This is a genomic window from Aromatoleum diolicum, assembly GCF_012910955.1.
Taxonomy (GTDB): Bacteria; Pseudomonadota; Gammaproteobacteria; order Burkholderiales; family Rhodocyclaceae; genus Aromatoleum; species Aromatoleum diolicum.
The window spans coordinates 22,443-45,303 of sequence record NZ_WTVQ01000007.1; the positions used below are offsets into that span (position 1 = coordinate 22,443).

Consider the following 22,861-nt stretch of genomic DNA (forward strand, 5'->3'; position numbering starts at 1 on the left):
GATCGCGACTCCTTAGCTCGGTGCCGGCAGGCAGGGAGCGAGGGCTTCGTAGTTGTCCGGCCGGGGCAGGACGCCGCCGCCGGCGAGTTCCGCCGCGTAGGCCCGCAGCGTCGCAAGTTCGGCGCTCGCCGGCCAGCGTTCCGGGTCGGCGCCGAGCGCGCGCAGGGCTTGTTGGGGCGGCATCGGCGTCTTCGGGCGCGCATCGGGTGGCAGCTGCCACATCGCGAGGCGGTAGCGGATGCGCGCGGCGCAATGGGTCAGGCGGGCGCGCACGGTCGCGTCGTCGCCGTGCAGGAAGTTCGGTGGCGAACTTGCGGGCGTCTGGTGACAGGGGGTGCAGTAGCGCTGGAACAGGCCGGCGGACGGGGCGGGCGGGAACTGTGGAGCGTCGCGCACGGGCGGCGCGACCGCAAGGGTGGACGACGCGCTCGCGGGAGCTTGGCCGAGTTGCGCGAGCAGGGCGGGCATCAGCCGATCGCGCCGAAATGGCACCGCAGCGAAGGGTCCGCCATCGGCGGCGGCGAGGGCTGCGATCGCGCGGCTGACGCGCGCGAAATCGGCGGGCTCCGCGACACGTCCGGCGAATGCGGCATCTAGCCGGGCGAGATCGCGCGCGCCGAGAAAATCGGCAAGGCCCGCGACCGTGTCGTTAATGCGCGCGTCGTCTGCTTGCCGCCAGATTTCCAGCGGCGCCCGCGGGGCGAGCGGCTCGAAGGGCGCCGGGATGTTCGCGAGCAGCACGCCACCGGCTTGTGCAGCGTCATCGGGTAGCGGATCACGGCTCGGGATGTTGGGGTCCGGCAAGGCGAGGCCGCCGGGCCAGCGGGCCTGCCACGCGGCGGCGAAGGCCGACCGGATCGCCTCGCGCCGCGTCGCGGCGTAGTCATGCCGGCCGGTGGCGCGGTAGTGCAGTGCGGCTTCGAACAGCGCCGCACGGCAGCGCACGCCGTGCTCGCCGTCACCACAGCCGATCTGCCACAGGGTTTGCCACAAGGCGAAGCGGGTCGCCCGCGCGGTGGCCGTATCGATTGCCGTGGGCAGATCGATGCCGCGCTGCACTGGCACGCCATCGAAGCTCGGTTGCCGGGCGAGCAGCCGTGCCGCGACTGCCGGATTGGCGTTGGTTTCCTGCCACAGCGGGCGCGAGAAGATCGGTGCGTGGTTCTGGTGGCAGGACAGGCACAGCGCGCGCCGCGCATACACGACACGCGGGCTTCCGCCGGCGCGGTAATCGAGCACCAGCTGGAATTCGAAGCGCGCCGCGGCCTCGTTGTAGCTGATCACTTCGATGATGTCGCTGTTGCCGACGTGGCCGAGGTACAGCCGGTCGCGCTGCAGCGGGCCATCACTGTCCGGCTCGCCGGCCATCGCCGCGACGATGCGCGGGTGGTGGAAGAAATCCGGTGCGGCGGCGAGGCGTTGCAGCGAGCGACCGATGGGGATCAGCACGCGCACGAGGCAACGCCCGTCCGGCAGGTCCGCGCAGCGTGCGTCGCCTTCGACTCGCTCGAGCAGCTGTTCGAACGGGTAGGGCAGCGCCGCCGCCCCGCCGAGCGCGGCGACGCGCTGGTCGAACAGCGAGGTGCCGAGCGGTGGCAGGTCGTCGCCATATGCGTCGGGCGCGACCAGCCAAGTCGCAGCCGGCGGGCGCGCGTAAGGGCTCGCCACCGCGTGGTCCGGCGTCGGCGCAAGCGCGGAGTTGGCCGCCGCTGGCGGCGACTTGCGCCAGTAATCCCAGCCCGCCAGGGCGAGCGCCGCGGCAAGCATCAGGGCACTGGCCCGGGTGATGGCGCGCATGGCTGGATGTCCGTCGGCGCACGCGCGGGGTGGCCTACTTCGCGGCGACCACGACCCGTTTCTGCGTGCCTCCCCAGCAGTCTTCCTGCACTGCGCCGGTCTTGTCGAACGCGGGGCCGTCGCGTTCGGCGATGTCCTTGTTGTACAGCACGAAGTTCAGCACGAACACGCGGTCCATGTAGGCGCGGCCGAGGTAGAGGCCCGGCCGGATCATGCGAATCTCGTCGCGCACCTTGAGCCCGCGCCGGCCGGCGAGGAAGTCCGGTTTCTCCAGGTAACCCGGCAATTCGTCGGTGAAGGCGTAGTCGATGATGATCGATTCGCGGCGCGAGTCGATCAGGCTCTGGCCGCAGTAGAGTTTCGCCGGGAACAGCAGCCACGCGTCCTTGCGCCCGACGGCGATCTTCTGCGGTTCGCCCTCGACGAGGCCGGCCTTGCGCAAGGTCTCGAGATCCTCGATGCGATTCCGCAGCACGCGTTCGTTGCGGTAGAACACCTTGCCTTTCCACAGCGCCTCGCCGACCTTGTCGACAGCGATGCCCTTCAGGTGCAGCACGAAACCGGCCAGCCCGCCGACGATCTCGCCGGCGCGCAGCTTGCCGCTCTCGCCCTCGGACAGGACGATGCTGCCGTCGAACGGGCCGTCCGGGATCGGGCCCGCGCTCAGGCGCGCGTAGATCTGGTCGAGCTGCTCCTGGTTCAGCAGCGCGAGGTTCTTGGGCGTGATCTTCGCGAGGTCGGCGGTGCCGAGAGGGTATTGATACTCGACCTGGGCGAAGTCCGGCTTGCCCGAATACTCCGTCGAATACGGCGCGAACGGGATTGCCGGCGGCTCCGTCTTGCCGCAGGCGGCGAGCACGGCGGTGACGAGCACGGCGCTCGCGGCGAGAAGGATGCTGCGGGTCATGGCGCGGTCTCCTTTCGCTTACAGGGTCGCGAGGAAGGCGATCAGCGCCTTCTTGTCGGCGTCCGACAGGTCCTCGCCGAAGCGGTGACCCCCGTTCTCGATCACGTCCGTGCAGTTGTTGTAATGCTGGCGCAGCAACTCGCGCTGGCCACGCAGCAGGCCGGCGAATTCGGCCGGCGACGCGAGGATGTCGTCGGCGAGCTTCTGCATCTGCGTCGTCGTGTCCTTGCCGAGCCGCGTCTCGAGCTTGGCGGGATCGCGCTTGGCGAGGAAGAGATCGACGACCAGATCCTTGTGCCGCAGGCTGGTCATCGAGTTCGCCGGAATGCCCGCCGGAACACGCACCTGTCCAGACCCGACAAGCGGCTTCTCGCTCGTGCCGTCCCAGTGGCGCGGGCCGAGGTCGAGCACCACGTCCTGGTCGGTGAGCGTCGCCTTCGGTTTCCGCGCCGCCGGGTACAGCAACTCGTGCATCGACGCGAGATACAGCCGGTAGCGCCCCTCGACGCTCGGATCGGTCTGGAAGCACTCGCTCTGCGTCGCGGCGATCTTGCCCTCGGCGTCGAGCTCGCGCGGCCGGAAGAAGTCGTTTGCGGCGTTCGCCGGCTTGCCGCACAGCTCCGGCCCGATCGCGTTGTTGTGCATGAAGGGCGCGTGGGTCCACAGGTTCAGCAGCGACACGTTGCGGTAGTAGCCGCGGCCGCCGTCGTTGGGCTCCTTGATATTGATGTCCGGCGCCCGCGCGCGCAGGGTCTCCGAGCCGTATTCCTGCCACACGTGGCCTGCCAAGTGGTTCGAGTGCAGTGCGCGGCAGCGGTTGGTGCCGACCTCGGCCGCGGGCGTTGCGACGTCGTTGCCCAGCCAGTCCGCGCGCAGGCCGTTGTCGGCCAGGGCGTAGAAATCGCGGTTCGCGAACGGCCCGCCGCTGCTTTCCGGGATGCTCGAATGGCAGCGCGCGCAGTTCGCCGCGAACACCGCCTTGCCGCGCGCCACGGCGCTGGCGCCGTGTTCCGTCTCGAGGTCCGCGATCAGCGCGTCGCGCGTGTACTCCGGCGCGGCCGCATCGGCGGCCTTGCGCACCGCATTGCGCGCGACGTGCAGGTCGGTCGCGTTCGACTCCGCGGACAGGAAGAACGCGAGGAGATCCGGCAGGCGGTCCTCGATCGCGCGGAAGTTCGGGCAGTCGCGCCGGCACTGGCCGATGTTGAACGGCGTCTGGCCGAAGCCGCGGCCCTGCGGATCGACCTGGCGCAGGTCGGTGAGGTGGTTCAGCCAGCACTGCTCGGAGCACGAGCCGATGTTGAAATACACGCGCTGGATCGCCTCGAGCGCGCCGATCGAATCCTCGCCGCCCTTCAGGATGTGATGCACGCCCGGCTTGCCGAGCGTCGTGTCGTCGCCGCGCACGCTCTTCTCCCAGCACTTGCCTTCGCGCCCTGGTTCGCACCAGCACTTCGTCTCGTCCTTCTCGGCGCCGCAGCTCGCGGACTTGCGCCACTTGGCGATTTCCTCGCCGGCGAAGATCGGCCGCTGCGCCACGTTGATCAGCGCGTTGATCGTGCCGGGATTGTTCACGCCGTCGTGCGGGATCGCCGAGGTGTCGGTGACGCCGGGCCGCGCATGCGCGAACATCTGCCATTCCAGACTGCTGTGCGGCATGCCCGAGCCGAGGATCTCCGACTTGCGGATGTACTGGTTGCCGACCAGTCCCTTGATGTTGGCCCACTGCGGATGCGCCGGGTCGGCCGGCGGATTGAGCGGATCGAAGGCGATGTGGCAGGAGCCGCAGCTCGTGCCGATCAGGAAGGGCGGCTCGACCGACGCGTCGGCGAGCTTGGTCGCGCGTTCGTCGGACGGCACTTTCGTCTGCTCGACCATGCGCTTGCCGAAGCCTCCCCACGTGCCGGGGCCACCGTTCACCTTCTTCCACTGCTCCGGATCGAAGCGCGGATTCGGGAACTTGCGGAATCCCAGCGCGCCGGTCGAGGTGCCGAAGCGCAGATCGCACGCGGAATGGCGCATGTCGCGGCCGTCCTTCGCATGCGGGTCGGCTACATCGAGCGCGGCATCCTTCAGGCCGCAAGCGGGGTCCACGTAGCCGGGCTTGCCGACGTACTTCAGCAGCACGTCGTCACCCGGACACCAGTCGAAACCGTAGGTCTCGTCGCGACTCTTGGCCGGGCAGTTCGCCTCGCCGGGTGCGCAGCAGGACGGATCATTGATCAGCCCCCACGCGCGGAAGCGGTCGTCGCGCTGGTCGCTGCGCAGCACGCGGAACCAGTCCGGCAGCACGCCGACGCGCTGCTGGAAGGTGTAGGTATGGAAGCGCTCGTTGCCTGCCGTCGCCTTGAACCAGATCAGGCGCCCGACACAGGCCGACTCCGACAGCCCTTCGCGCGCGCAGGCCTCGAAGTACGGCGCGTCCTGATCCACCGACGTGCTTTCGGGCACCGGCTTGTCCGGTGCGACGACAGCCGGCAACTGAGGTGGCGACGGCGGTGGAAGCTGGGCCGAGGCGGTTGCGACAAGCGGGGAGGGCGAGATGTCCGGATCGCGGTCAGCCGAAACGAACACCATGGCGAGCAGCGCGCCGACGGCGACGCCGGCGGTGACGAGCAGTTTCATGGTCCGCTCCTGTTGGGTTCCGGGCCGCCCGCTCAAATGACGGGGCTATGCCCGCGGCGCATATGCACTGCTGGTCGCGCGACGTCCTTCATGCGAGTCGCCGCCGCGATTTTCTTGTGGCGCTTAAGCTTCTATAGGCAAGCACAACCCGGAATGCAAATTCCGATACACGTTGTGAATTTGCCGGAGAGCCGTCAGGGAGGGGGCGCTGCGCCGATCAGCGCCTCAGGCGGTAGGCGAGCAGACCCAGCCACTCGTGGGTCGCGTACCAGCCGGCATAGGCGGAGGTGGCGCCCGGCAAGGCGCTCAAGACCTGATCGCTCGCATCGAGCCCGCCCAGCCAGGCCGTCGGGGCGGGGATCACCTGCAGGCCCTGCGCCTCGAATTCGGCCTGTGCTCGCGGCATGTGCACCGCGTGCGTCACCAGCAGAACACGTTGCACCCCGGCGGCACGCAGCGGAATCGCCGAAAACTGTGCATTCTGCCGCGTGTCGAGCGAAGCGTTTTCGACCCAGCGGACCGCAACGCCGAAGTCCTCCTCCAGCGCGACCTTCATCAGCTCGGCTTCCGCCTGTTCGCCGGTCGGCGCACCGCCGCTGACCAGCACCGGCAGGCCCGTGCCGCGCGCCAGTCGCGCACCGTAGCGCAGGCGTTCGAGGGCCAGGCGGTTCACCGTCTCGCCGCCGTATTCCGGAGCGTAGCGCCGCTTGCCCGCGCCGAGAATCACGATCGCCTGGGCCGCGCGGATCGCATCGGCGCCGGCGACCGGCGCCGTTTCGAGATCGCGCAGCACCCAGCCGACGCTGGACGGCGTTGCCAGCAACAGCGCCAGCAGCAGACCCAGCCAGGCTAGCGCGAGTCCGCTGCGCCGCCGGCGCTTCAACAGCAGCAGGCCGAACGCGATCAGCAGCAGCGGCGCAAGCGGCGGCAGCAGCACGATGGAGGTCAACTTTTTCAGCCAGAACAGTACGAGTGCGGAATCCAAAGCCATCTTCATTGTCGGGATCAAGGGGCGCCAGTATTATCCTCGACTATTCCATCGCCGCGGCCCGTCCGGGTTGCCTTCGCCATGCAAGACCATCGTTCCGGCAGCTCCGGTCACGGACTGCACTGTTCCCGCACTTTCCGCCACCCGGCGCCGCCGGCCTTGTCCGCGCGTGGCGTGCACGGGGCGAGCTAGACATGGGCTTGCGCGAAGTCATCCTGCTTGCCATTGCCGTGCTCGCGGTCTATGTCGGCTATCAGCTCTATCGGGTTTCGCGGGGCGGTGCCGACAAGGTCCCGACCACGCCTGCCACCGACGTGCCGGACAAGGCGTCCGCGCCGCTGTCCAGCACCGCAGTGTCGGCCGAGGACGCGGAGGGCGATGATGACGAGTTGTTTCTGTTCGAGCGGCCGAGCCCGCCACACAGCGAAACGCCGCCCGCTGGCGACGCTGCGTCGCGCCCCGAAAGCTTTCAGCTGGAGCTCGAAGTCCGCCAGCTGCGCCGCGATGTCGCCCAGCAGCAGACCGAACTCGCCGACCTGCGCCGCCTGCTCGATGAACTCGGCGCCACCGTGCGCTTGCAGAAGGAACAGGTCGATGCCAGCCTCGCGAGCCACGGGGCGTCGCCGGAATACAACGAGGCATTGGTATTCGCGAAGCGCGGGCTGGATGTCGAAGCGATCGCCGAACGTTGCGGCATAACCGTCGCCGAAGCTGCGCTCGTACAGTCGCTCGCGCGCAGCCAGGCCGGCGAATCCGGTAGCCAGCATGAGTGAACGCGTTCCGGCGCGCGACAATTCCGTTGATTCCAGTCCCGATAGCCTGCGCAAGGCCGCACTGCAGCGCGCTGGCTTCGCGACGATCGCATTGCTGCTGCTGCTGGCGGCGGCACTGTGGCTGCCCGATACCGACGAGGTGACGCAGCCGCCGTCCGTGCCGGTTGCGGTGAGCCCCCAGGACGACTCGCAGGCAGCCGTCGAGGCGAGCCCCCCCGCAACGCTGTCGCTACCCGCGTCAGACCCGGTCGCGCCTCAGGCGGAGGCCGCTGCGGCTCCGCCGGATCCGCCCATGCTCACGTGGGTGCCGGGCGGCACCGTGTCCTCCGTATCGCCTGCCACGGCGCAGCCCGCTCCGGCGACAACTGAACCGACTGAACCGGCGACGACGGCACAGGTGCCGGCACCGGACGTCCCCGGCAATCCGGCTACCGTGACATCGTCCATCGCGCCCGCGCCGGCCGCCGAACCGTCCGTGCCGAAGCTCCCCGCGAGCCCGCCGCCCGGCCCCGGTTACCTCGTGCAGCTCGGCGTCTTTCTCGACACCGAAAATGCCGAAGGCCTGCGCCGCGAACTGGCCCGCAAGGGCTATCCCGCGCATCTGCAGAGTCGTGTCGTGCTCGGCCCTTTTCCGGATCGTCAGGCGGCGCTGGCCGCACAGGAAAAAGTTCGCCGCGAACGCAAGCTCGATGGCATTATCCTGCAACCACGCAAGCCCTGACGGCAGACGCCGCAGCGTTCACATGACCATCACGCGTGCGTGCGGCGACACAAACTGAACCAGAGGAGAGACTCATGAAAATTGAAAGTCAGGTGTTTGGTACCGTTGAGGTCCCGGAAGACAAGGTCATCGATTTTCCCGCCGGCCTGCCTGGTTTCGAGCATTGCAAGCGTTTCGCCCTGGCGCACGAGGAAGGCTCGTCGGCATCGCTGTTTCTGATGCAGAGCGTGGAGGATTCCGACGCAGTGTTCTCGATCACCGCGCCGGACAGCCTTGGCGTCAATTACGAGTTCAGCCTGAGCGACGAGGAAGCCGAAATGCTCAAGCTGGCGAATCCGGCCGATGCGTTCGTTGCGGTCATCGTGCGCAAGGGCGACGGCGCAGACCCCGCCAGCGCGGGCCTGAGGGCGAACTTCATGGCGCCGCTGGTCATCAATGTGTCGGCCCGCCGTGGCCTGCAGAAAATCATCAACAAGCTCGGTTGCGACGTCACCTTGCGCGCCGAGGGCTGAATGCCCGGCTGAGCATCACGCTGTCCGGGGCAGCGCTCGCCGCCTGCCGCCGGGCAGGGATCCCGAGCCCCGGCGGCCCCGGCCGGTGTGCCAGTCGCCCCCTGCAATGAGGAAATCCGCAATGAGCCGCAGCATCATCTCCACCCCCAAAGCCCCTGCCGCCATCGGCACCTACTCGCAGGCCGTCAAGGTCGGCAACACCGTGTATTGCTCGGGCCAGATCGGACTCGACCCGGCCACCATGCAGATGGTCGAAGGTTTCGAAGCCCAGACCGTACGCGTGTTCGAGAACCTCAAGGCGGTTGCCGAAGCCGCTGGCGGTTCGCTCGCCGATGCAGTCAAGCTGACGATCTACCTGACCGATCTGGCGAATTTCGCCAAGGTCAATGAAGTGATGGCGCGCTACTTCGCCGAGCCCTTCCCGGCGCGTGCCGCGGTGGGCGTCAAGGAACTGCCCAAGGGCGGGGTGGTCGAGGCCGACGCCATCCTGTTGCTTGGCTGAGGCGCAAGGCTGGGCCGGCGTCGGCCCGCAACTCGCAGGCCGGCTGGCGAAGCTCGACATTCGCCGGCCGCAGGATCTCGTCCTGCACCTGCCGCTGCGCTACGAGGACGAAACCCGGCTGACCCCGATCGGCACCGCGCGTGCGGGGGCCGCCGTGCAGGTCGAAGGCGAGGTGGTCTCGTGCGAGGTCACGCTGCGCCCGCGGCGCCAGTTGGTGGCGCGGATTCAGGATGCCTCCGGCACGCTGGTGGCGCGCTGGCTCAACTTCTACCCTTCGCTGCAGAAGCAGCTCGAAACCGGGCGACGCGTGCGTCTGTTCGGCGAAGTGCGCGGCGGTTTCTTCGGCGACGAGATGGTGCACCCGCGCGTGCACCCGGTGGAGGCCGGTGAGCCCTTGCCGCAGGCGCTGACGCCCGTCTATCCGACCACTGCCGGGCTCGCGCAATCGGCCCTGCGCAAGCTCATCGGGCGAGCGCTGTACAGCGTGCCGCCGGATGAATTGCTGCCCGCGGCACTGCTTGGCGGGCTGGATCTGCCCAGCTTCGCCGACGCGCTGCGCACCCTGCACCAGCCGCCGCCGGACGTCGACCCGTACGCGCTGGAGGATCGCGAACATCCGGCCTGGCAGCGCATCAAGTTCGAGGAGCTGCTGGTCCAGCAACTGTCGCTGCGCCGCGCCTACAATGCCCGCCGCACGCGACACGCCCCGTCGCTGCGCGACCGCGGCGGGCTCACGGCGGCGCTACGGGCGCAACTGCCGTTCGCGCTTACCGGCGCACAGGCGCGCGCAGTCGCCGCCATCGCTCGCGACCTCGCCACGCCGCACCCGATGCAGCGCCTGCTGCAGGGCGACGTCGGCAGCGGCAAAACCATCGTCGCTGCATTGGCGATGCTGCAGGCGGCCGAAAATGGCTACCAGTCGGTGCTGATGGCACCGACCGAAATCCTCGCCGAACAGCACTGGAAGAAGCTTGCGTCGTGGCTCGAGCCGCTGGGCATCGGCATTGCGTGGTTGTCGGGCAGTCGCAAGAAGCGCGAACGCGAGGCTGAACTCGCACGGCTCGCGAGCGGCGAAGTGCTGCTCGCAGTCGGCACCCATGCGCTGATCGAGGATCCGGTCACGCTGCCGCGCCTGGGGCTCGCGATCGTCGACGAGCAGCACCGCTTCGGCGTCCGCCAGCGCCTCGCGCTGCGCGAGAAGGGCGCCAACGCGCTGCACCCGCACATGCTGATGATGTCGGCGACACCCATTCCGCGCACGCTGGCGATGAGCTACTACGCCGACCTCGACGTCACCGTGCTTGACGAGCTGCCGCCCGGCCGTACGCCCATCCTCACCAAACTCGTCACCGAGTCCCGTCGCGAACAGGTGGTAGCGCGCGTGCGCGATGCCTGCCTCGGCGGTGCCCAGGCCTACTGGGTGTGCCCGCTGATCGAGGAATCCGAGGCCCTGCAGCTCAAGACCGCGCAGGAGACCTTCGACACCCTCAGTGCGGCATTGCCGGAACTGAAGGTCGGGCTGGTGCACGGGCGCCTCAAGGCCGACGAGAAGTCCGCGACGATGGCGGCCTTCTCGGCCGGCGAACTGCAGTTGCTGGTCGCCACCACAGTCATCGAGGTCGGCGTCGACGTGCCCAACGCCAGCCTGATGGTGATCGAACATGCCGAGCGCTTCGGCCTCGCACAGCTGCACCAGTTGCGCGGCCGCGTCGGGCGCGGTACCGCCGAATCCGCATGCATCCTGATCTACGCCCACCCTTTGTCGGAGAACGGTCGTGCGCGGCTGAAGGTGATCTACGAGCACAGCGACGGCTTCGCGATCGCCCGCGAGGACCTGCGCATCCGTGGTCCCGGCGAATTCGTCGGCGCGCGCCAGAGCGGGCTGCCGCTGCTGCGTTACGCCGATCTCGAAGGCGACGCGGACCTGCTCGAACCGGCCCGCGCGCTCGCCGAACGTTTGCTGCGCGAGTCGCCCGACACGGCGACGCGCCTGATGGAACGCTGGCTCGGCGGGCGCGAGGGGCTGCTGCGCGCGTGAGTCGCAGGCCCGGCCCGACTTGGGTGTGCCGTGTCTTGCCGGTATGATGCCCGACGTTCCAAAGCTTCCGTCCCATGCGCACCCGTCCTCATCGCGAAACCTGGCTGAAGCGCCCGCCGCGCGCGACCACTCCGCCGCGGCTGCGCCCCTGGCTCACCGATCCCGCCTCACTCACCGCGCGCATCCGCATGCGCTGCGGAACGTTCTCGGTGCAGGTGCTGTGCCAGCGCCTTGCCGTTCCGCATCGCGACGAAGCCGCACTGCTTGGCCTGCGGCACGGCGAACTTGCGTGGCTGCGCGAAGTGCTGCTGATCGCCGATGCTTGCCCGGTGGTGTTCGCCCGCTCGATATTGCCGCGGCGCAACGTGCGTGGCGCGTGGAACCTGTTCCATGGCATCGGTGCCCGCCCGCTCGGCGCCGCGCTGTTCGCCGACCCGCGCATCAGCCGCTGCGCGCTGGCCTGTGCCTGTCTCGACCGTCGCGACGCGCGCTATCATCGTGCCGCGGCCGCCACCGCGCCGTTGCCCCTGCCGCCCGGCGTGTGGGCGCGGCGCTCGCTGTTCCGCCTGCGCGGCCGGGCGCTGCTGGTCAGCGAGACCTTCCTGCCCACGATTCTGGAGTTACCCGAATGATGTCTGCACCGCTCCCCCTGTCCGCGCGCCTGCCCATCTACCTGCGGCTGATGCGGCTCGACAAGCCCATCGGCATCCTGCTGCTGCTGTGGCCGACGCTGTGGGCGCTGTGGCTGGCAGCCGACGGAATTCCCCCGCTGCATCTGGTCGTGATCTTCACCGTCGGCACCGTGCTGATGCGCTCGGCCGGCTGTGTCATCAACGACTACGCGGATCGCGATTTCGACGGCCATGTCGAACGTACCAGGAATCGCCCCCTCGCGACGCGCGCGGTCAGTGTCCGCGAGGCGCTGCTGCTCGCCGCCGGGCTGTCGCTGATCTCCTTCGCGCTGATCCTGCCGCTCGCTCCGCTGGTGCTGTGGCTGTCGCTGCCGGCGCTGTTTCTTGCCGCAAGCTACCCGTTCATGAAGCGCTTTTTCGCGATTCCGCAGGCCTACCTCGGCATCGCGTTCGGCTTCGGCATTCCGATGGGCTTCGCCGCGGTGCAGGGCGCGGTGCCGGCGATCGCATGGTGGCTCCTCGTCGCCAACATCTTCTGGACGATCGCCTACGACACCGAGTACGCGATGGTCGACCGTCCCGACGACCTCAAGATCGGCATCAAGACCTCGGCGATCACCTTCGGCCGCTTCGACGTTGCAGCGGTGATGCTGTGCTATGCGCTCGCGTTCGCGCTGTTCGCTGCGGTCGGTGCCGCAGCGGGGCGGGGCGTGTGGTTCTTCAGCGGGCTAGTGGTCGCGTGCGGCATCGCCGGTTATCACTACACGCTGATCCGCGCGCGTGACCGGGCCCGCTGCTTCAAGGCCTTCCTGCACAACAACTGGATCGGTGCGACGATCTTCGTGGCGCTTGTCATCGACTACATTGCGTTTCCGGGGCTGTGAGCTAGGGTGAACCGACCGGAGCGAATGCGGTCGAAACAAGGCGCGGACCAGTCGCCGCGCATCACCCAAGGAGACCACAATGAAGAAAAGCGTAATCGCGGGTCTGTGCGCCATGGCGCTGTCCGCCAGCGCGTTCGCGATGCACTGTCCCGCAGACATGAAGAAAATCGACGAGGCGCTCGCCAAGAATCCCGCGCTCACCGCCGAGCAGATGATGGAAGTGAAGAAGCTGCGCGCGGACGGCGAAGCCTTGCACAAGGCCGGCAAACATCAGGAATCCGTCGACACCCTCGCCAAAGCCATGAAGATGCTCAACATCGGCATGTAAGCGGGTCATCCACAGCCAATCCGGGGCCGCCTTCGCGCGGCCCCGCGCTATTTCGGCACGGCGTTCCCTGTTTCCCGGCGTGGGCGCACGGCGCCCATCCGGCTTATCATGCTGCCCGGACAATCCAGGACGCCCCCATGCACTTCATGTACGCCCTCCAGGCCGCCTGGCAGAGCCGCAACAGCCTGCTCTGCGTCGGCCTCGACCCCGATCCCGCGCGCTTCCCCGCCCACCTGCAGGGACGCCCGGACGCCATCTTCGAATTCTGCAAGGGCATCGTCGACGCCACCGCCGATCTCGTCTGCTGCTTCAAGCCGCAGATCGCGTACTTCGCCGCGCAGCGCGCCGAAGACCAACTCGAAGCGCTGATCGACCACATCCACGACCGTCACCCGCACACGCCGGTGATCCTCGACGCCAAGCGCGGCGACATCGGCAGCACCGCGACGCAGTATGCGGTCGAAGCCTTCGAGCGCTTCCGCGCCGACGCGATTACCGTCAATCCCTACATGGGGCGCGACTCGGTCGAGCCCTATCTCGAATACGCCGACAAGGGCGTGATCCTGCTGTGCCGCACTTCGAATCCCGGCGGCAGCGACCTGCAGTTCCTCGAGGTCGGCGGTGGCGAGCGCCTGTTCGAGCGCGTCGCGCGCCTCGTTGCAAATGACTGGAACGCCAGTGGCAACTGCGGTCTCGTGGTCGGCGCAACTTTCCCCGCGGAGATCGCCCGTGTGCGTCAGATCGTCGGTGACATGCCGCTGCTGGTGCCCGGTATCGGCGCCCAGGGCGGCGACATCGCCGAGACCATGCAGGCAGGCGGCAACAGCGCCGGCACCGGGCTGATGATCAACTCCTCGCGCGCGATCCTGTACGCCGGCAGCGGCGAGGACTATGCCGCCGCGGCGCGTCGTGTCGCGCTCGAAACGCGCGACGCGATCAACGCCCACCGCTGAACCGCACCACCGGAAAGGACTGCATGCGTTATCACGACCTCCGCGACTTCATCGCCCAGCTCGAACAGCGCGGCGAACTCAAGCGCATCGGTGTTCCCGTCGACACCTACCTCGAAATGACCGAGATTGCCGACCGTGTGCTGCGTGCCGGCGGCCCGGCGCTGCTGTTCGAAAAGCCGGTGACGCGGGGCGTCCCGCAGAGCATTCCGGTGCTCGCGAACCTTTTCGGTACGCCGCAGCGCGTCGCACTCGGCATGGGCGAAGACCTGCCCGATGGTGACTGGCAGACGCCGCTGCGCGAAGTCGGCAAGCTGCTCGCCTTCCTCAAGGAGCCCGAGCCGCCGAAAGGCCTCAAGGACGCGTGGGAGAAGCTGCCGGTGTTCCGCCAGGTGCTCAACATGGCGCCGAAGGAAGTGCGCTCCGCCCCCTGCCAGGAAGTCGTCTGGGAAGGCACCGACGTCGACCTCGCGCGCCTGCCGATCCAGCACTGCTGGCCCGGTGACGTCGCGCCGCTGATCACCTGGGGCCTCGTCGTCACGCGCGGCCCCGGCAAGAAGCGCCAGAATCTCGGCATCTACCGCCAGCAGGTTCTCGGCCCCAACCGCGTTGTCATGCGCTGGCTCGCGCACCGCGGCGGCGCGCTCGATTTCCGCGACCATCAGCTCGCGCATCCCGGCGAGCCGTTCAAGGTCGCCGTGGTGCTCGGCTGCGACCCGGCGACGATCCTCGGCGCAGTCACGCCGGTGCCCGACTCGCTGTCCGAATACCAGTTCGCGGGGCTGCTGCGCGGCGCCAAGACCGAGCTGGTGCAGTGCCTCGGCTCCGACCTGCAGGTGCCGGCTTCCAGCGAAATCGTGCTCGAAGGCGTGATCCACCCCGACGACATCGCCCCGGAAGGCCCCTACGGCGACCACACTGGCTACTACAACGAGGTCTCCGAGTTCCCGGTATTCACGATCGAGCGCATCACGATGCGCAAGGATCCGATCTACCACTCCACCTACACCGGCAAGCCGCCGGACGAGCCGGCAATGCTGGGCGTCGCGCTCAATGAAGTGTTCGTGCCGCTGCTGCAGAAGCAGTATCCGGAGATCATCGACTTCTATCTGCCGCCCGAAGGTTGCTCCTATCGGCTCGCCGTCGTCAGCATTCGCAAGCAGTATCCGGGGCATGCAAAACGCGTGATGTTCGGTATCTGGAGTTTTCTGCGCCAGTTCATGTATACCAAATTCATCATCGTGGTCGATGACGACGTGAACATCCGCGACTGGAAGGAAGTGATCTGGGCGATGACGACGCGCGTGGATGCGACGCGCGACACGGTGCTGGTCGACAACACGCCGATCGACTACCTTGATTTTGCCAGCCCGGTCGCGAGCCTCGGCAGCAAGATGGGGCTCGACGCGACCAACAAGTGGCCGGGCGAGACGACGCGTGAATGGGGCCGGCCGATCGTCATGGATGCCGCGGTCAAGCAGCGCGTCGATACAATGTGGGCCGAGCTGGGTCTGTAGCGGGGCGCTTGCCGCGTGTCGCGTCCCGCATGAAATGCCACGATGGCAAAGGAGTTCCGCATGTCACAGATTTCGCCCGACAGCGCCCCGGTACGCACCGGAGATCTCGGAAACCTCGTCACGCTGACGCATCTGATCTACGCCTTGCACGCCTTCGCGGTGGTGACCGGCGTCGTCGGTTCGGCGACCATCATCGGCAGTTTCGTCGCCAGCCTGCCGTCCATCGTCGCCGTCGTGCTCAACTACCTGAAGCGCGGCGCGGTGCGCGGCACCTGGCTGGAAAGCCACTTCCGCTGGCAGATTCGTACCTTCTGGTTCGCGCTGCTGTGGATCGTGATTGCGCTCTTCCTCGTCCTGTCGTTCATCGGTATCCCGTTCGCGCTGGCACTGGTGGCCGGTGCCGGGCTGTGGGTCATCTACCGGGTCGCGCGCGGCTGGTGGAATCTGCTCGACCGCAGCGGCATGCCGATGCCGCCGCCACAGCCCTGACGCGGTTCAGGGCGCGGCGGCTGGCGTCGGATCAGCGATGCCCGCCCACACCCACTCCATCAGGGCATCCTGCGCGGCCTGGCTGCTGCCGGCCTCTACGTGATTCACCAGCATCACCACCGCATGGCGCCGCCCGTGGCGATCCAGCACATAGCCGGCAAACGCGCGCACGCCGTTGATCGAGCCGGTCTTGACGTGCGCGTAACCGCGCGCCGGGCTGTCGTACAGCCGACCGCGCGCGGTGCCATCCTGTCCGGCAATCGGCAGCGCCGCCATGAACTCGGGCATGAACGGACGTCGCCATGCGGCAATCAGGATCTCCCCCAGCGTGCGGGCGCTGACGCGCTCGATGCGCGACAGCCCCGAGCCGTTCTCGATCACCAGCCCGGCGGTCGTGATGCCGGCCGCGTCGAGCTGCGCCCGCGCGACTTCCGCGCCGCCCGCCACCATGTCGAGCCCGCCGGGTACGCTGCTGCCGAGGCTCGCGAGCAGCTGGCGCGCGATGACATTGCTCGACCACTTGTTCATCTCGCGCACCACGTCGGCGAGTGGCGGCGAGGTCTCGGTGAGCAGCGCCGCCGCGTCCGGCGGCGTGGTGCCGCTGCGCACGGCGCCCTCCACCCGGCCTCCGACATCTGCCCACAGGCTCGCGACCAGCGCCCTGCCGAACTGCTCCGGTGATAGCGGCGCCGTTGCCCAGTCGCGTTGGCCACAGCTCGCCGGCAGACTGCCGAACAGTACCAGGCGCGGTCCGCGCGGCCCCGCCTCCAGCGTCGCATCCAGATTGCCGTACCACACGCCGCAGGCCCCGGCCGCGGTGGTGATGCGGTTGTCGATCTCCAGCCCGCTCAGCGCCGGGCTCGCCGCGAGGCCGACGCGCTGGCCGGCCTCGCTGGCGGGGAGCAGGCGCAATTGCAGGGTGTTGAAGTGCATCAGCAGCCCGTAGGCGCCGCTGTTGTAGGGCCGCAGCGCGCGCCCGTCGAATGCCGCGGGATCATGCGGCGGCAGTTGCAGCGCCGAGCCATCCAGCACGATGTCGCCGCGGATCGTCGTGACGCCGAGCGTGCGCACCTGGCGCAGCAGCTTCCACAGCCGTTCGTAGCTCAGCATCGGGTCGGCCCCGCCGGTCAGGTACAGGCTGCCGTCGAGCACGCCGTCCGCCACGCGTCCGGTCGTCGCAAGCCGCGTGCTCCAGGTGTACGCCGGCCCCAAGCGATCGAGGGCTGCAAAGGCCGTGACGAGCTTCATCACCGAGGCCGGATTCATCGGTCGCCCGGCATTGAGCTGCAGCTGCGGCGCGTCGCTGTCAACCGCCTGCACCCACACCGATACGTCCGCGACCGGAATGTGTGCCGCGTCGAGTGCCTGTCTGACTGCGACGGGCAACTCCCCGCCGTGCGCATGGACCAGCCAGCCGCTCAGCAAGAAGGTCAGGAACAGACGGAGTGCAGTGCTTGCTGTCATCGGGTGTTCTTCAAACGCGTGCAGGATGGTTGCGTGCTGCAACAGGACGGGGCGGGCGCCGAATATTCTGGCGCGATACAATCACGCCCTTGCTCCCACCTTGCCGAGGCATTTTACGCCGCGCGGTGCGGAGGGATTTCCGGTAAAGAGGTGGATTAATGATTCTGGTCACAGGCGGCGCGGGCTTCATCGGCGCCAATTTCGTACTCGACTGGCTGCGCGAGACCGGCGAACCGGTCGTGACCCTCGATGCACTGACCTACGCGGGCAACCCCGAAAATCTCGCGTCATTGCAGGGTGATGCGCGCCATGTGTTTGTCCACGGCGACATCTGCGACCGCGCGCTGGTCGATCGCCTGCTGAGCGAACACCGGCCCCGCGCCGTCGTGCATTTCGCTGCCGAAAGCCACGTCGACCGCTCGATCCACGGCCCCGCGGCGTTCGTCCGCACGAATGTCGAGGGCACGTTCACGCTGCTCGAAGCCGCGCGCGACTACTGGACAATGCTGGCCAGCGACCCCAAGGCGGCTTTCCGCTTCCTGCATGTCTCCACGGACGAAGTGTACGGCTCCCTCGGTCCCAAGGATCCGCCCTTCGCCGAAACCAAGGCCTATGAGCCCAACAGCCCGTATTCGGCCAGCAAGGCGGCCTCCGACCACCTCGTGCGCGCGTGGCACCACACCTACGGCTTCCCGGCGCTGACGACCAACTGCTCGAACAACTACGGTCCCTACCAGTTTCCCGAAAAGCTCATCCCGCTGATGATCGCCAATGCCCTTGCAGGCAAGGCGTTGCCGATCTACGGCGACGGACGCAACGTGCGCGACTGGCTGTACGTCAGCGATCACTGCGCCGCGATCCGCGAGGTGCTCGCGCGCGGCCGCCTTGGCGAAACCTACAACGTCGGCGGCTGGAACGAGAAGCCCAACCTCGAGATCGTGCATACCGTGTGTGCGCTGCTTGACGAACTGCGCCCCGATCCCGCCGGCGCGCATGCACGCCTGATCACCTACGTCACCGACCGCCCCGGCCACGACCGCCGCTACGCGATCGACGCACGCAAGATCGAACGCGAACTCGGCTGGCGGCCCGCCGAAACCTTCGAAACCGGCATCCGCAAGACCGTCGCGTGGTACCTCGACAATCAGGACTGGGTGGCCCACGTGCAAAGCGGCAGCTACCGCGAATGGGTCGATCGCAACTACGCACAACGCTGACGGAGCAAACACGCAATGAACGCGCGCAAAGGCATCATCCTCGCCGGCGGTTCCGGCACCCGTCTGCATCCCGCGACCTTGGCGGTTTCCAAGCAGCTGCTGCCGGTGTACGACAAGCCGATGATCTACTACCCGCTCAGCACCCTGATGCTGGCGGGCATTCGCGACATCCTCGTGATCTCGACGCCGCAGGACACCCCCCGCTTCGAGCAACTTCTCGGCGACGGCAGCCGCTGGGGCGTGCAGCTGCAGTACGCCGTCCAGCCCAGCCCGGACGGTCTCGCGCAGGCCTTCCTCATCGGTGAGGACTTCCTCGCCGGCGGACCCTCGGCGCTGGTGCTCGGCGACAATCTCTTTTATGGTCACGACTTCTCCGGCGACCTCAAGGAGGCCACGCAGCGCGCCCATGGCGCGACCGTGTTCGCCTACCCGGTGAATGATCCCGAACGCTATGGTGTCGTCGAATTCGATGCCGAGGGCCGCGCCATCAGCCTCGAGGAAAAGCCGCTCCAGCCGAAGAGCCGATACGCGGTGACCGGTCTGTATTTCTACGACGAGCGTGTCGTCGACATCGCCCGTGCGCTCAAACCCAGCCCGCGCGGCGAACTTGAAATCACCGACGTCAATCGCCATTACCTCGACGCCGGCGCGCTCGACGTGCAGGTGATGGGGCGCGGCCACGCGTGGCTCGACACCGGCACCCACGAAAGCCTGCTCGAAGCGAGCCTGTTCATCCAGACCATCGAAAAGCGCCAGGGCCTCAAGATTGCCTGCCCCGAAGAAATCGCCTGGCGCGCAGGCTGGATCGATGCCGCGCACCTTGCCGATCTCGCCCGGCCGCTCGCCAAGAACGGCTACGGTCAGTATCTGTTGCGCCTGCTCGAAGAAAGGGTGTTCTGATGAAAGCCATCCCGACCACCATTCCCGACCTGCTGGTACTCGAACCGAAGGTCTTCGGCGACGCACGCGGTTTCTTCCTCGAAAGTTTCAACGCGCGTGCCTTTCGCGACGCCACCGGGCTCGACGAGCAATTCGTGCAGGACAACCACTCGCGCTCCGCGCAAGGCGTCCTGCGCGGCCTGCATTACCAGATCCGCCAGCCGCAGGGCAAACTCGTGCGCGTCGTGCGCGGCACGGTGTTCGACGTCGCCGTCGACCTGCGCCGCCGCTCGCCGACTTTCGGCCGCTGGGATGGCGTCGAACTGTCCGAGGACAATCACCGCCAGCTATGGATTCCGCCGGGTTTCGCACACGGCTTCGTCGTGCTGTCGGCGTCGGCCGATTTTCTCTACAAGACCACCGACTACTACGCGCCCGAACATGAACGCTGCCTGTCGTGGAACGACCCCGCTGTGGGTGTCGAATGGCCGCTGGACGGCGAGCCGCTGCTGTCGGCCAAGGACCTCCTGGGGAAATCGCTGACGGAATGCGAGGTGTTCGAATGAAATTGCTCGTGACCGGCGCGAATGGCCAGGTCGGCTGGGAGCTTGCGCGCAGCCTGATGCCGCTCGGCGACGTGATCGCGCTGGATCGCAGCCGCTGCGACCTGTCGCGGCCGGAAACGCTCGCCGGGCTCGTCGCCGAACTCGCGCCGGACGTCATCGTCAATGCCGCCGCCTACACCGCCGTCGACAAGGCCGAGGCGGAAGAAGCGCTCGCCACCACGATCAACGGCACCGCAGCGGGCGAACTCGCGCGCGCGGCGAAGGCCGTCGGGGCCTTGCTGATTCATTACTCCACCGATTACGTATTCGATGGCAGCAAGGCCTCGCCCTATACGGAAGACGATCCGGTCGCACCGATCAACGCCTACGGTCGCAGCAAACTCGCCGGCGAGATGGCGATCGGTGCGAGCGGGTGCGATCACCTGATCCTGCGCACCACCTGGGTGTTCGCCGCACGCGGCGGCAACTTCGTGCGCACGATGCTGCGCCTCGGTGCCGAGCGCGAACAGCTGCGTGTCGTCGCGGACCAGCACGGCGCCCCCACTTGGGCGAGAAACATTGCCGACGCCACTGCCCAGGTCATCGCCTGCGCGCAGCGCGAACGGCAGCAGGGGGGCTTCACCTCCGGCGTGTTCAACCTCGCGTCGAGCGGCCATACCACCTGGCACGGTTTCGCCGAAGCGATTTTCGACGCGGCGCGCGCACGGCTTCCCGCTGTCGGGCTCAAAGTCGCCAGGGTCGAGCCGATCCCGGCCGCCGCCTACCCCACGCCGGCGGCACGCCCGGCGAACTCCCGCCTGGCGCAGGAACGGCTACGGGCCCGCTTCGGTATCGTCATGCCGCGCTGGGACGAGGCACTGTGCCGCTGCCTCGACGAACTGTCTGGTCGCTGAGGCGAAGACGATGAGCGGATTCGAACATTTTGCCCGCGATGCCTGCCAACTCGAGCGCGAGATCCTCAAGCGCGGCATCCTGCTCGAGCTCGACTGGGACGACCGCGCCACGCTACGCGAACTCGCGCGCGAGGCACTGCAGGGCGGTGCCTCGCATACGCGCGCACTACTGGCCGATCCGGATCCGCGCCTGCGTGCGCGCGGCGATCTGTTTGCACTCGCCGTATTGATGCTGCGTGTCATGGAAGAGAGCGCCGACACCGGCGTGCATACCCACGGCGGGCCGGCGTGGAAATCCTTCGGCAGCGCCCTGATCGAAGAGGCGCATGCCAAAGGGAAGGGCGTGAATCCGGCCGCTCAGCTCAACGGCGACTCCAGCGCATAGAGGGACTCCACCGTCTCGCGCTGGCGAATCAGGTGGACGCGCTGGCCATCCACCATCACTTCGGCGGCACGCGGGCGCGTGTTGTAGTTGGAACTCATCGCCATGCCGTAGGCACCCGCCGACAGCAGCGCCACCAGATCGCCCGGCTCGACGGCCAGACTGCGATCGTGCGCGAGGAAATCGCCACTTTCGCAGATCGGCCCGACGATCTCGTAATTGCGCGCCGGAACGTCGCGCGGCTGCACCGCCACCACCTCGTGATAGGCGTCATACAGCGCCGGGCGCGCCAGATCGTTCATGGCCGCATCCACGATCGCGAAATTCTTTTCCTCACCCGGTTTCAGGTACTCGACGCGCGTCAGCAGCAGGCCTGCATTGCCGACCAGCGAACGGCCCGGCTCGAAACAGATCTCCTCGGTCCGCCCGTCGAGCAGCTTCAGCAAGGGCCCCAGATACTCGGTTACCGTCGGTGGCACTTCGTCGCGGTAACGGATGCCCAGCCCGCCGCCGAGGTCGATGTGATCCAGCGCAATGCCTTCGGCCGCGAGACGGTCCACCAGGTCGAGCACCTTCGTAGCGGCCTCCGCGATCGGCGCCGGATCGAGCAGCTGCGATCCGATATGGCACGCAATCCCGCTGACGCGCAGATGCGACAAGCTCGCCGCCCGGCGGTACAGCTCCAGCGCGGTGTCGAAGGCGACCCCGAACTTGTTGCTCTTCAGCCCGGTCGAGATGTAGGGATGGGTCTTCGGGTCCACGTCCGGATTCACGCGGAACGCGATCGGTGCAACCTTGCCGAGTTCGCTGGCCACCTCGTTCAGTCGGTCGATCTCGGCCGCCGATTCCACATTGAAGCAGCGGATGCCCGCCGCGAGCGCCTGGCGCATTTCGGCGCGGCTCTTGCCCACGCCCGAGAACACCACCTTGCCGGCGTCGCCACCGGCGGCCAGCACACGCGACAATTCACCCCCCGACACAATATCGAACCCCGCGCCCAACTGCGCGAACACCGACAGCACGCCGAGGCTCGAATTGGCCTTCACCGCGTAGCACACCAGCGCGCGGCGACCCGCGAGCGCCCGCTGATAGGCGGAAAATGCCTCGACCAGCGCGCGGCGCGAATACACATAGGTCGGCGTGCCGTAGGTCTCGGCGATCGCGGCAAGAGACACGTCCTCCAGCTGCAGGCCGTTGCAACCCTGGCTCAGGGTCGGGGTCGGAAAATCGGGGGTCATTTCGAGTCGCTCGGGGCGGAAGGGGCTTTGCTATGATCGACGCCTGTTGCCGGAGATGCCTTGGGCGGCGAAGCGGGAATCTCGGGCAGATACAGCGGCCCCTTGATGCCGCATCCGCTCAGGATCAGGGCGCCGCACAGCGCGGTGGCTCTCAGGATGGCTCGCATGGTGTCGTCGGCTGAAAAAACGGGAATGCTAACAGAAGGAGCGAACATGGAAGAGTCCGCATTCAATGCCCTGGCGGAAGCCGAACTGGTGCGCATCGAAGCTGCACTCGATGCCTGCGGCGCCGAACTCGACATCGAGAACAAGCCCGGCGGCGTGCTCGAAATCGAATTCGACAATGGCAGCAAGATGATCATCAACCGCCACACTGCGGCACGCGAGATCTGGGTCGCGGCCAAATCGGGAGGCTTTCATTTTCGCCCCGATAGCGGACGCTGGCTCGCCTCCCGTGACGGCGCCGAACTCTACGCCTTGCTGTCCTCACTCGTCAGCCAGCAGTCCGGTACGCCGGTTGAACTGATCCCCGGTTGAACGCCGGCGCCCGTCCGGGCGT

24 protein-coding genes are annotated in these 22,861 nt (G+C 67.7%); 17 read left to right on the forward strand and 7 right to left on the reverse strand.

Annotated elements, in window-relative coordinates:
• Positions 1–12 precede the first annotated feature (12 nt).
• The 4 genes from GPA25_RS05795 to GPA25_RS05810 form a co-directional block, all read right to left on the reverse strand.
• Positions 13–1,797, reverse strand: a complete 1,785-nt coding sequence (locus tag GPA25_RS05795; protein ID WP_169259421.1) for a hypothetical protein — start codon at positions 1,795–1,797, stop codon at positions 13–15.
• A gap of 34 nt (positions 1,798–1,831) precedes the next feature.
• Entirely contained in the window at positions 1,832–2,704 is an 873-nt protein-coding gene (locus GPA25_RS05800; protein ID WP_169259422.1) for a hypothetical protein, read from the reverse strand.
• 18 nt (positions 2,705–2,722) lie between these two features.
• Positions 2,723–5,329, reverse strand: a complete 2,607-nt coding sequence (locus GPA25_RS05805; RefSeq protein ID WP_169259423.1) for a c-type cytochrome — start codon at positions 5,327–5,329, stop codon at positions 2,723–2,725.
• Positions 5,330–5,546: 217 nt separating this feature from the next.
• Positions 5,547–6,320: a YdcF family protein gene (locus GPA25_RS05810; protein WP_169259424.1), complete on the reverse strand. Its 774-nt coding sequence runs from the start codon at positions 6,318–6,320 to the stop codon at positions 5,547–5,549.
• A gap of 191 nt (positions 6,321–6,511) precedes the next feature.
• Here GPA25_RS05810 and GPA25_RS05815 point away from each other — a divergent pair, with 191 nt between their 5' ends.
• The 11 genes from GPA25_RS05815 to GPA25_RS05865 all read left to right on the forward strand — a co-directional run bounded on the left by GPA25_RS05815 (position 6,512) and on the right by GPA25_RS05865 (position 15,663).
• On the forward strand, positions 6,512–7,090 hold the full coding sequence (locus tag GPA25_RS05815) for a DUF2802 domain-containing protein (protein ID WP_169259425.1): 579 nt from the start codon (positions 6,512–6,514) through the stop codon (positions 7,088–7,090).
• A complete protein-coding gene (locus tag GPA25_RS05820; RefSeq protein WP_169259426.1) occupies positions 7,083–7,811 on the forward strand; it encodes an SPOR domain-containing protein in 729 nt (242 codons plus the stop codon). Before GPA25_RS05815 ends, GPA25_RS05820 begins: the two co-directional genes overlap by 8 nt.
• 74 nt (positions 7,812–7,885) lie before the next feature.
• Positions 7,886–8,323: a flagellar assembly protein FliW gene (gene fliW / locus GPA25_RS05825; RefSeq protein WP_169259427.1), complete on the forward strand. Its 438-nt coding sequence runs from the start codon at positions 7,886–7,888 to the stop codon at positions 8,321–8,323.
• Positions 8,324–8,444: 121 nt separating this feature from the next.
• Positions 8,445–8,825, forward strand: a complete 381-nt coding sequence (locus GPA25_RS05830) for a RidA family protein (protein ID WP_169259428.1) — start codon at positions 8,445–8,447, stop codon at positions 8,823–8,825.
• The gene (gene recG / locus GPA25_RS05835; protein ID WP_169259429.1) at positions 8,818–10,863 is read left to right on the forward strand and encodes an ATP-dependent DNA helicase RecG; all 2,046 of its coding nucleotides are present in this window, start codon (positions 8,818–8,820) and stop codon (positions 10,861–10,863) included. The genes GPA25_RS05830 and recG overlap by 8 nt, the downstream gene beginning before the upstream one ends.
• Before the next feature lie 74 nt (positions 10,864–10,937).
• Positions 10,938–11,495, forward strand: coding sequence for a chorismate--pyruvate lyase family protein (locus tag GPA25_RS05840; protein WP_169259430.1), 558 nt, complete (start codon positions 10,938–10,940; stop codon positions 11,493–11,495).
• Positions 11,495–12,379, forward strand: coding sequence for a 4-hydroxybenzoate octaprenyltransferase (gene ubiA, locus GPA25_RS05845; protein ID WP_169259534.1), 885 nt, complete (start codon positions 11,495–11,497; stop codon positions 12,377–12,379). The genes GPA25_RS05840 and ubiA overlap by 1 nt, the downstream gene beginning before the upstream one ends.
• Before the next feature lie 79 nt (positions 12,380–12,458).
• Complete coding sequence (locus GPA25_RS05850; RefSeq protein ID WP_169259431.1) at positions 12,459–12,707, forward strand: hypothetical protein; 249 nt, start codon at positions 12,459–12,461, stop codon at positions 12,705–12,707.
• Between the two features lie 137 nt (positions 12,708–12,844).
• Positions 12,845–13,660, forward strand: a complete 816-nt coding sequence (gene pyrF / locus GPA25_RS05855; RefSeq protein WP_169259432.1) for an orotidine-5'-phosphate decarboxylase — start codon at positions 12,845–12,847, stop codon at positions 13,658–13,660.
• Positions 13,661–13,683: 23 nt separating this feature from the next.
• Entirely contained in the window at positions 13,684–15,174 is a 1,491-nt protein-coding gene (gene ubiD, locus GPA25_RS05860; RefSeq protein ID WP_169259433.1) for a 4-hydroxy-3-polyprenylbenzoate decarboxylase, read from the forward strand.
• A 60-nt stretch (positions 15,175–15,234) separates the two neighbouring features.
• Complete coding sequence (locus tag GPA25_RS05865) at positions 15,235–15,663, forward strand: DUF4870 family protein (RefSeq protein ID WP_169259434.1); 429 nt, start codon at positions 15,235–15,237, stop codon at positions 15,661–15,663.
• A gap of 6 nt (positions 15,664–15,669) precedes the next feature.
• Here the strand turns inward: GPA25_RS05865 and dacB are convergent, their stop codons facing one another.
• Positions 15,670–17,127, reverse strand: a complete 1,458-nt coding sequence (gene dacB, locus GPA25_RS05870) for a D-alanyl-D-alanine carboxypeptidase/D-alanyl-D-alanine endopeptidase (protein WP_169259435.1) — start codon at positions 17,125–17,127, stop codon at positions 15,670–15,672.
• Between the two features lie 158 nt (positions 17,128–17,285).
• Between dacB and rfbB the strand changes: the two genes are divergently transcribed.
• Genes rfbB through GPA25_RS05895 form a run of 5 tightly spaced genes read left to right on the forward strand, consistent with a single transcriptional unit; the run spans position 17,286 to position 21,067 of the window.
• Positions 17,286–18,344: a dTDP-glucose 4,6-dehydratase gene (gene rfbB, locus GPA25_RS05875; RefSeq protein WP_169259436.1), complete on the forward strand. Its 1,059-nt coding sequence runs from the start codon at positions 17,286–17,288 to the stop codon at positions 18,342–18,344.
• Between the two features lie 15 nt (positions 18,345–18,359).
• Positions 18,360–19,244 carry a glucose-1-phosphate thymidylyltransferase RfbA gene (rfbA, locus tag GPA25_RS05880; protein ID WP_169259437.1) on the forward strand — a complete coding sequence of 295 codons (885 nt, stop codon included), beginning with the start codon at positions 18,360–18,362 and terminating at the stop codon, positions 19,242–19,244.
• Positions 19,244–19,789 carry a dTDP-4-dehydrorhamnose 3,5-epimerase gene (rfbC, locus tag GPA25_RS05885; protein ID WP_169259438.1) on the forward strand — a complete coding sequence of 182 codons (546 nt, stop codon included), beginning with the start codon at positions 19,244–19,246 and terminating at the stop codon, positions 19,787–19,789. Before rfbA ends, rfbC begins: the two co-directional genes overlap by 1 nt.
• The gene (rfbD, locus tag GPA25_RS05890) at positions 19,786–20,682 is read left to right on the forward strand and encodes a dTDP-4-dehydrorhamnose reductase (RefSeq protein ID WP_169259439.1); all 897 of its coding nucleotides are present in this window, start codon (positions 19,786–19,788) and stop codon (positions 20,680–20,682) included. The genes rfbC and rfbD overlap by 4 nt, the downstream gene beginning before the upstream one ends.
• Before the next feature lie 10 nt (positions 20,683–20,692).
• Positions 20,693–21,067, forward strand: coding sequence for a hypothetical protein (locus GPA25_RS05895; protein ID WP_169259440.1), 375 nt, complete (start codon positions 20,693–20,695; stop codon positions 21,065–21,067).
• Here the strand turns inward: GPA25_RS05895 and lysA are convergent.
• Both lysA and lptM read right to left on the reverse strand, forming a co-directional pair.
• Positions 21,040–22,302, reverse strand: coding sequence for a diaminopimelate decarboxylase (gene lysA / locus GPA25_RS05900; protein WP_169259441.1), 1,263 nt, complete (start codon positions 22,300–22,302; stop codon positions 21,040–21,042). The genes GPA25_RS05895 and lysA overlap by 28 nt on opposite strands.
• A complete protein-coding gene (lptM, locus tag GPA25_RS05905) occupies positions 22,299–22,517 on the reverse strand; it encodes an LPS translocon maturation chaperone LptM (protein WP_246265409.1) in 219 nt (72 codons plus the stop codon). Before lptM ends, lysA begins: the two co-directional genes overlap by 4 nt.
• On the opposite strand from lptM, the gene cyaY reads away from it, so the two are divergent.
• On the forward strand, positions 22,516–22,839 hold the full coding sequence (cyaY, locus tag GPA25_RS05910; protein WP_169259442.1) for an iron donor protein CyaY: 324 nt from the start codon (positions 22,516–22,518) through the stop codon (positions 22,837–22,839). The two genes, lptM and cyaY, sit on opposite strands and share 2 nt — an antisense overlap.
• The last annotated feature ends 22 nt before the right edge of the window (positions 22,840–22,861 follow it).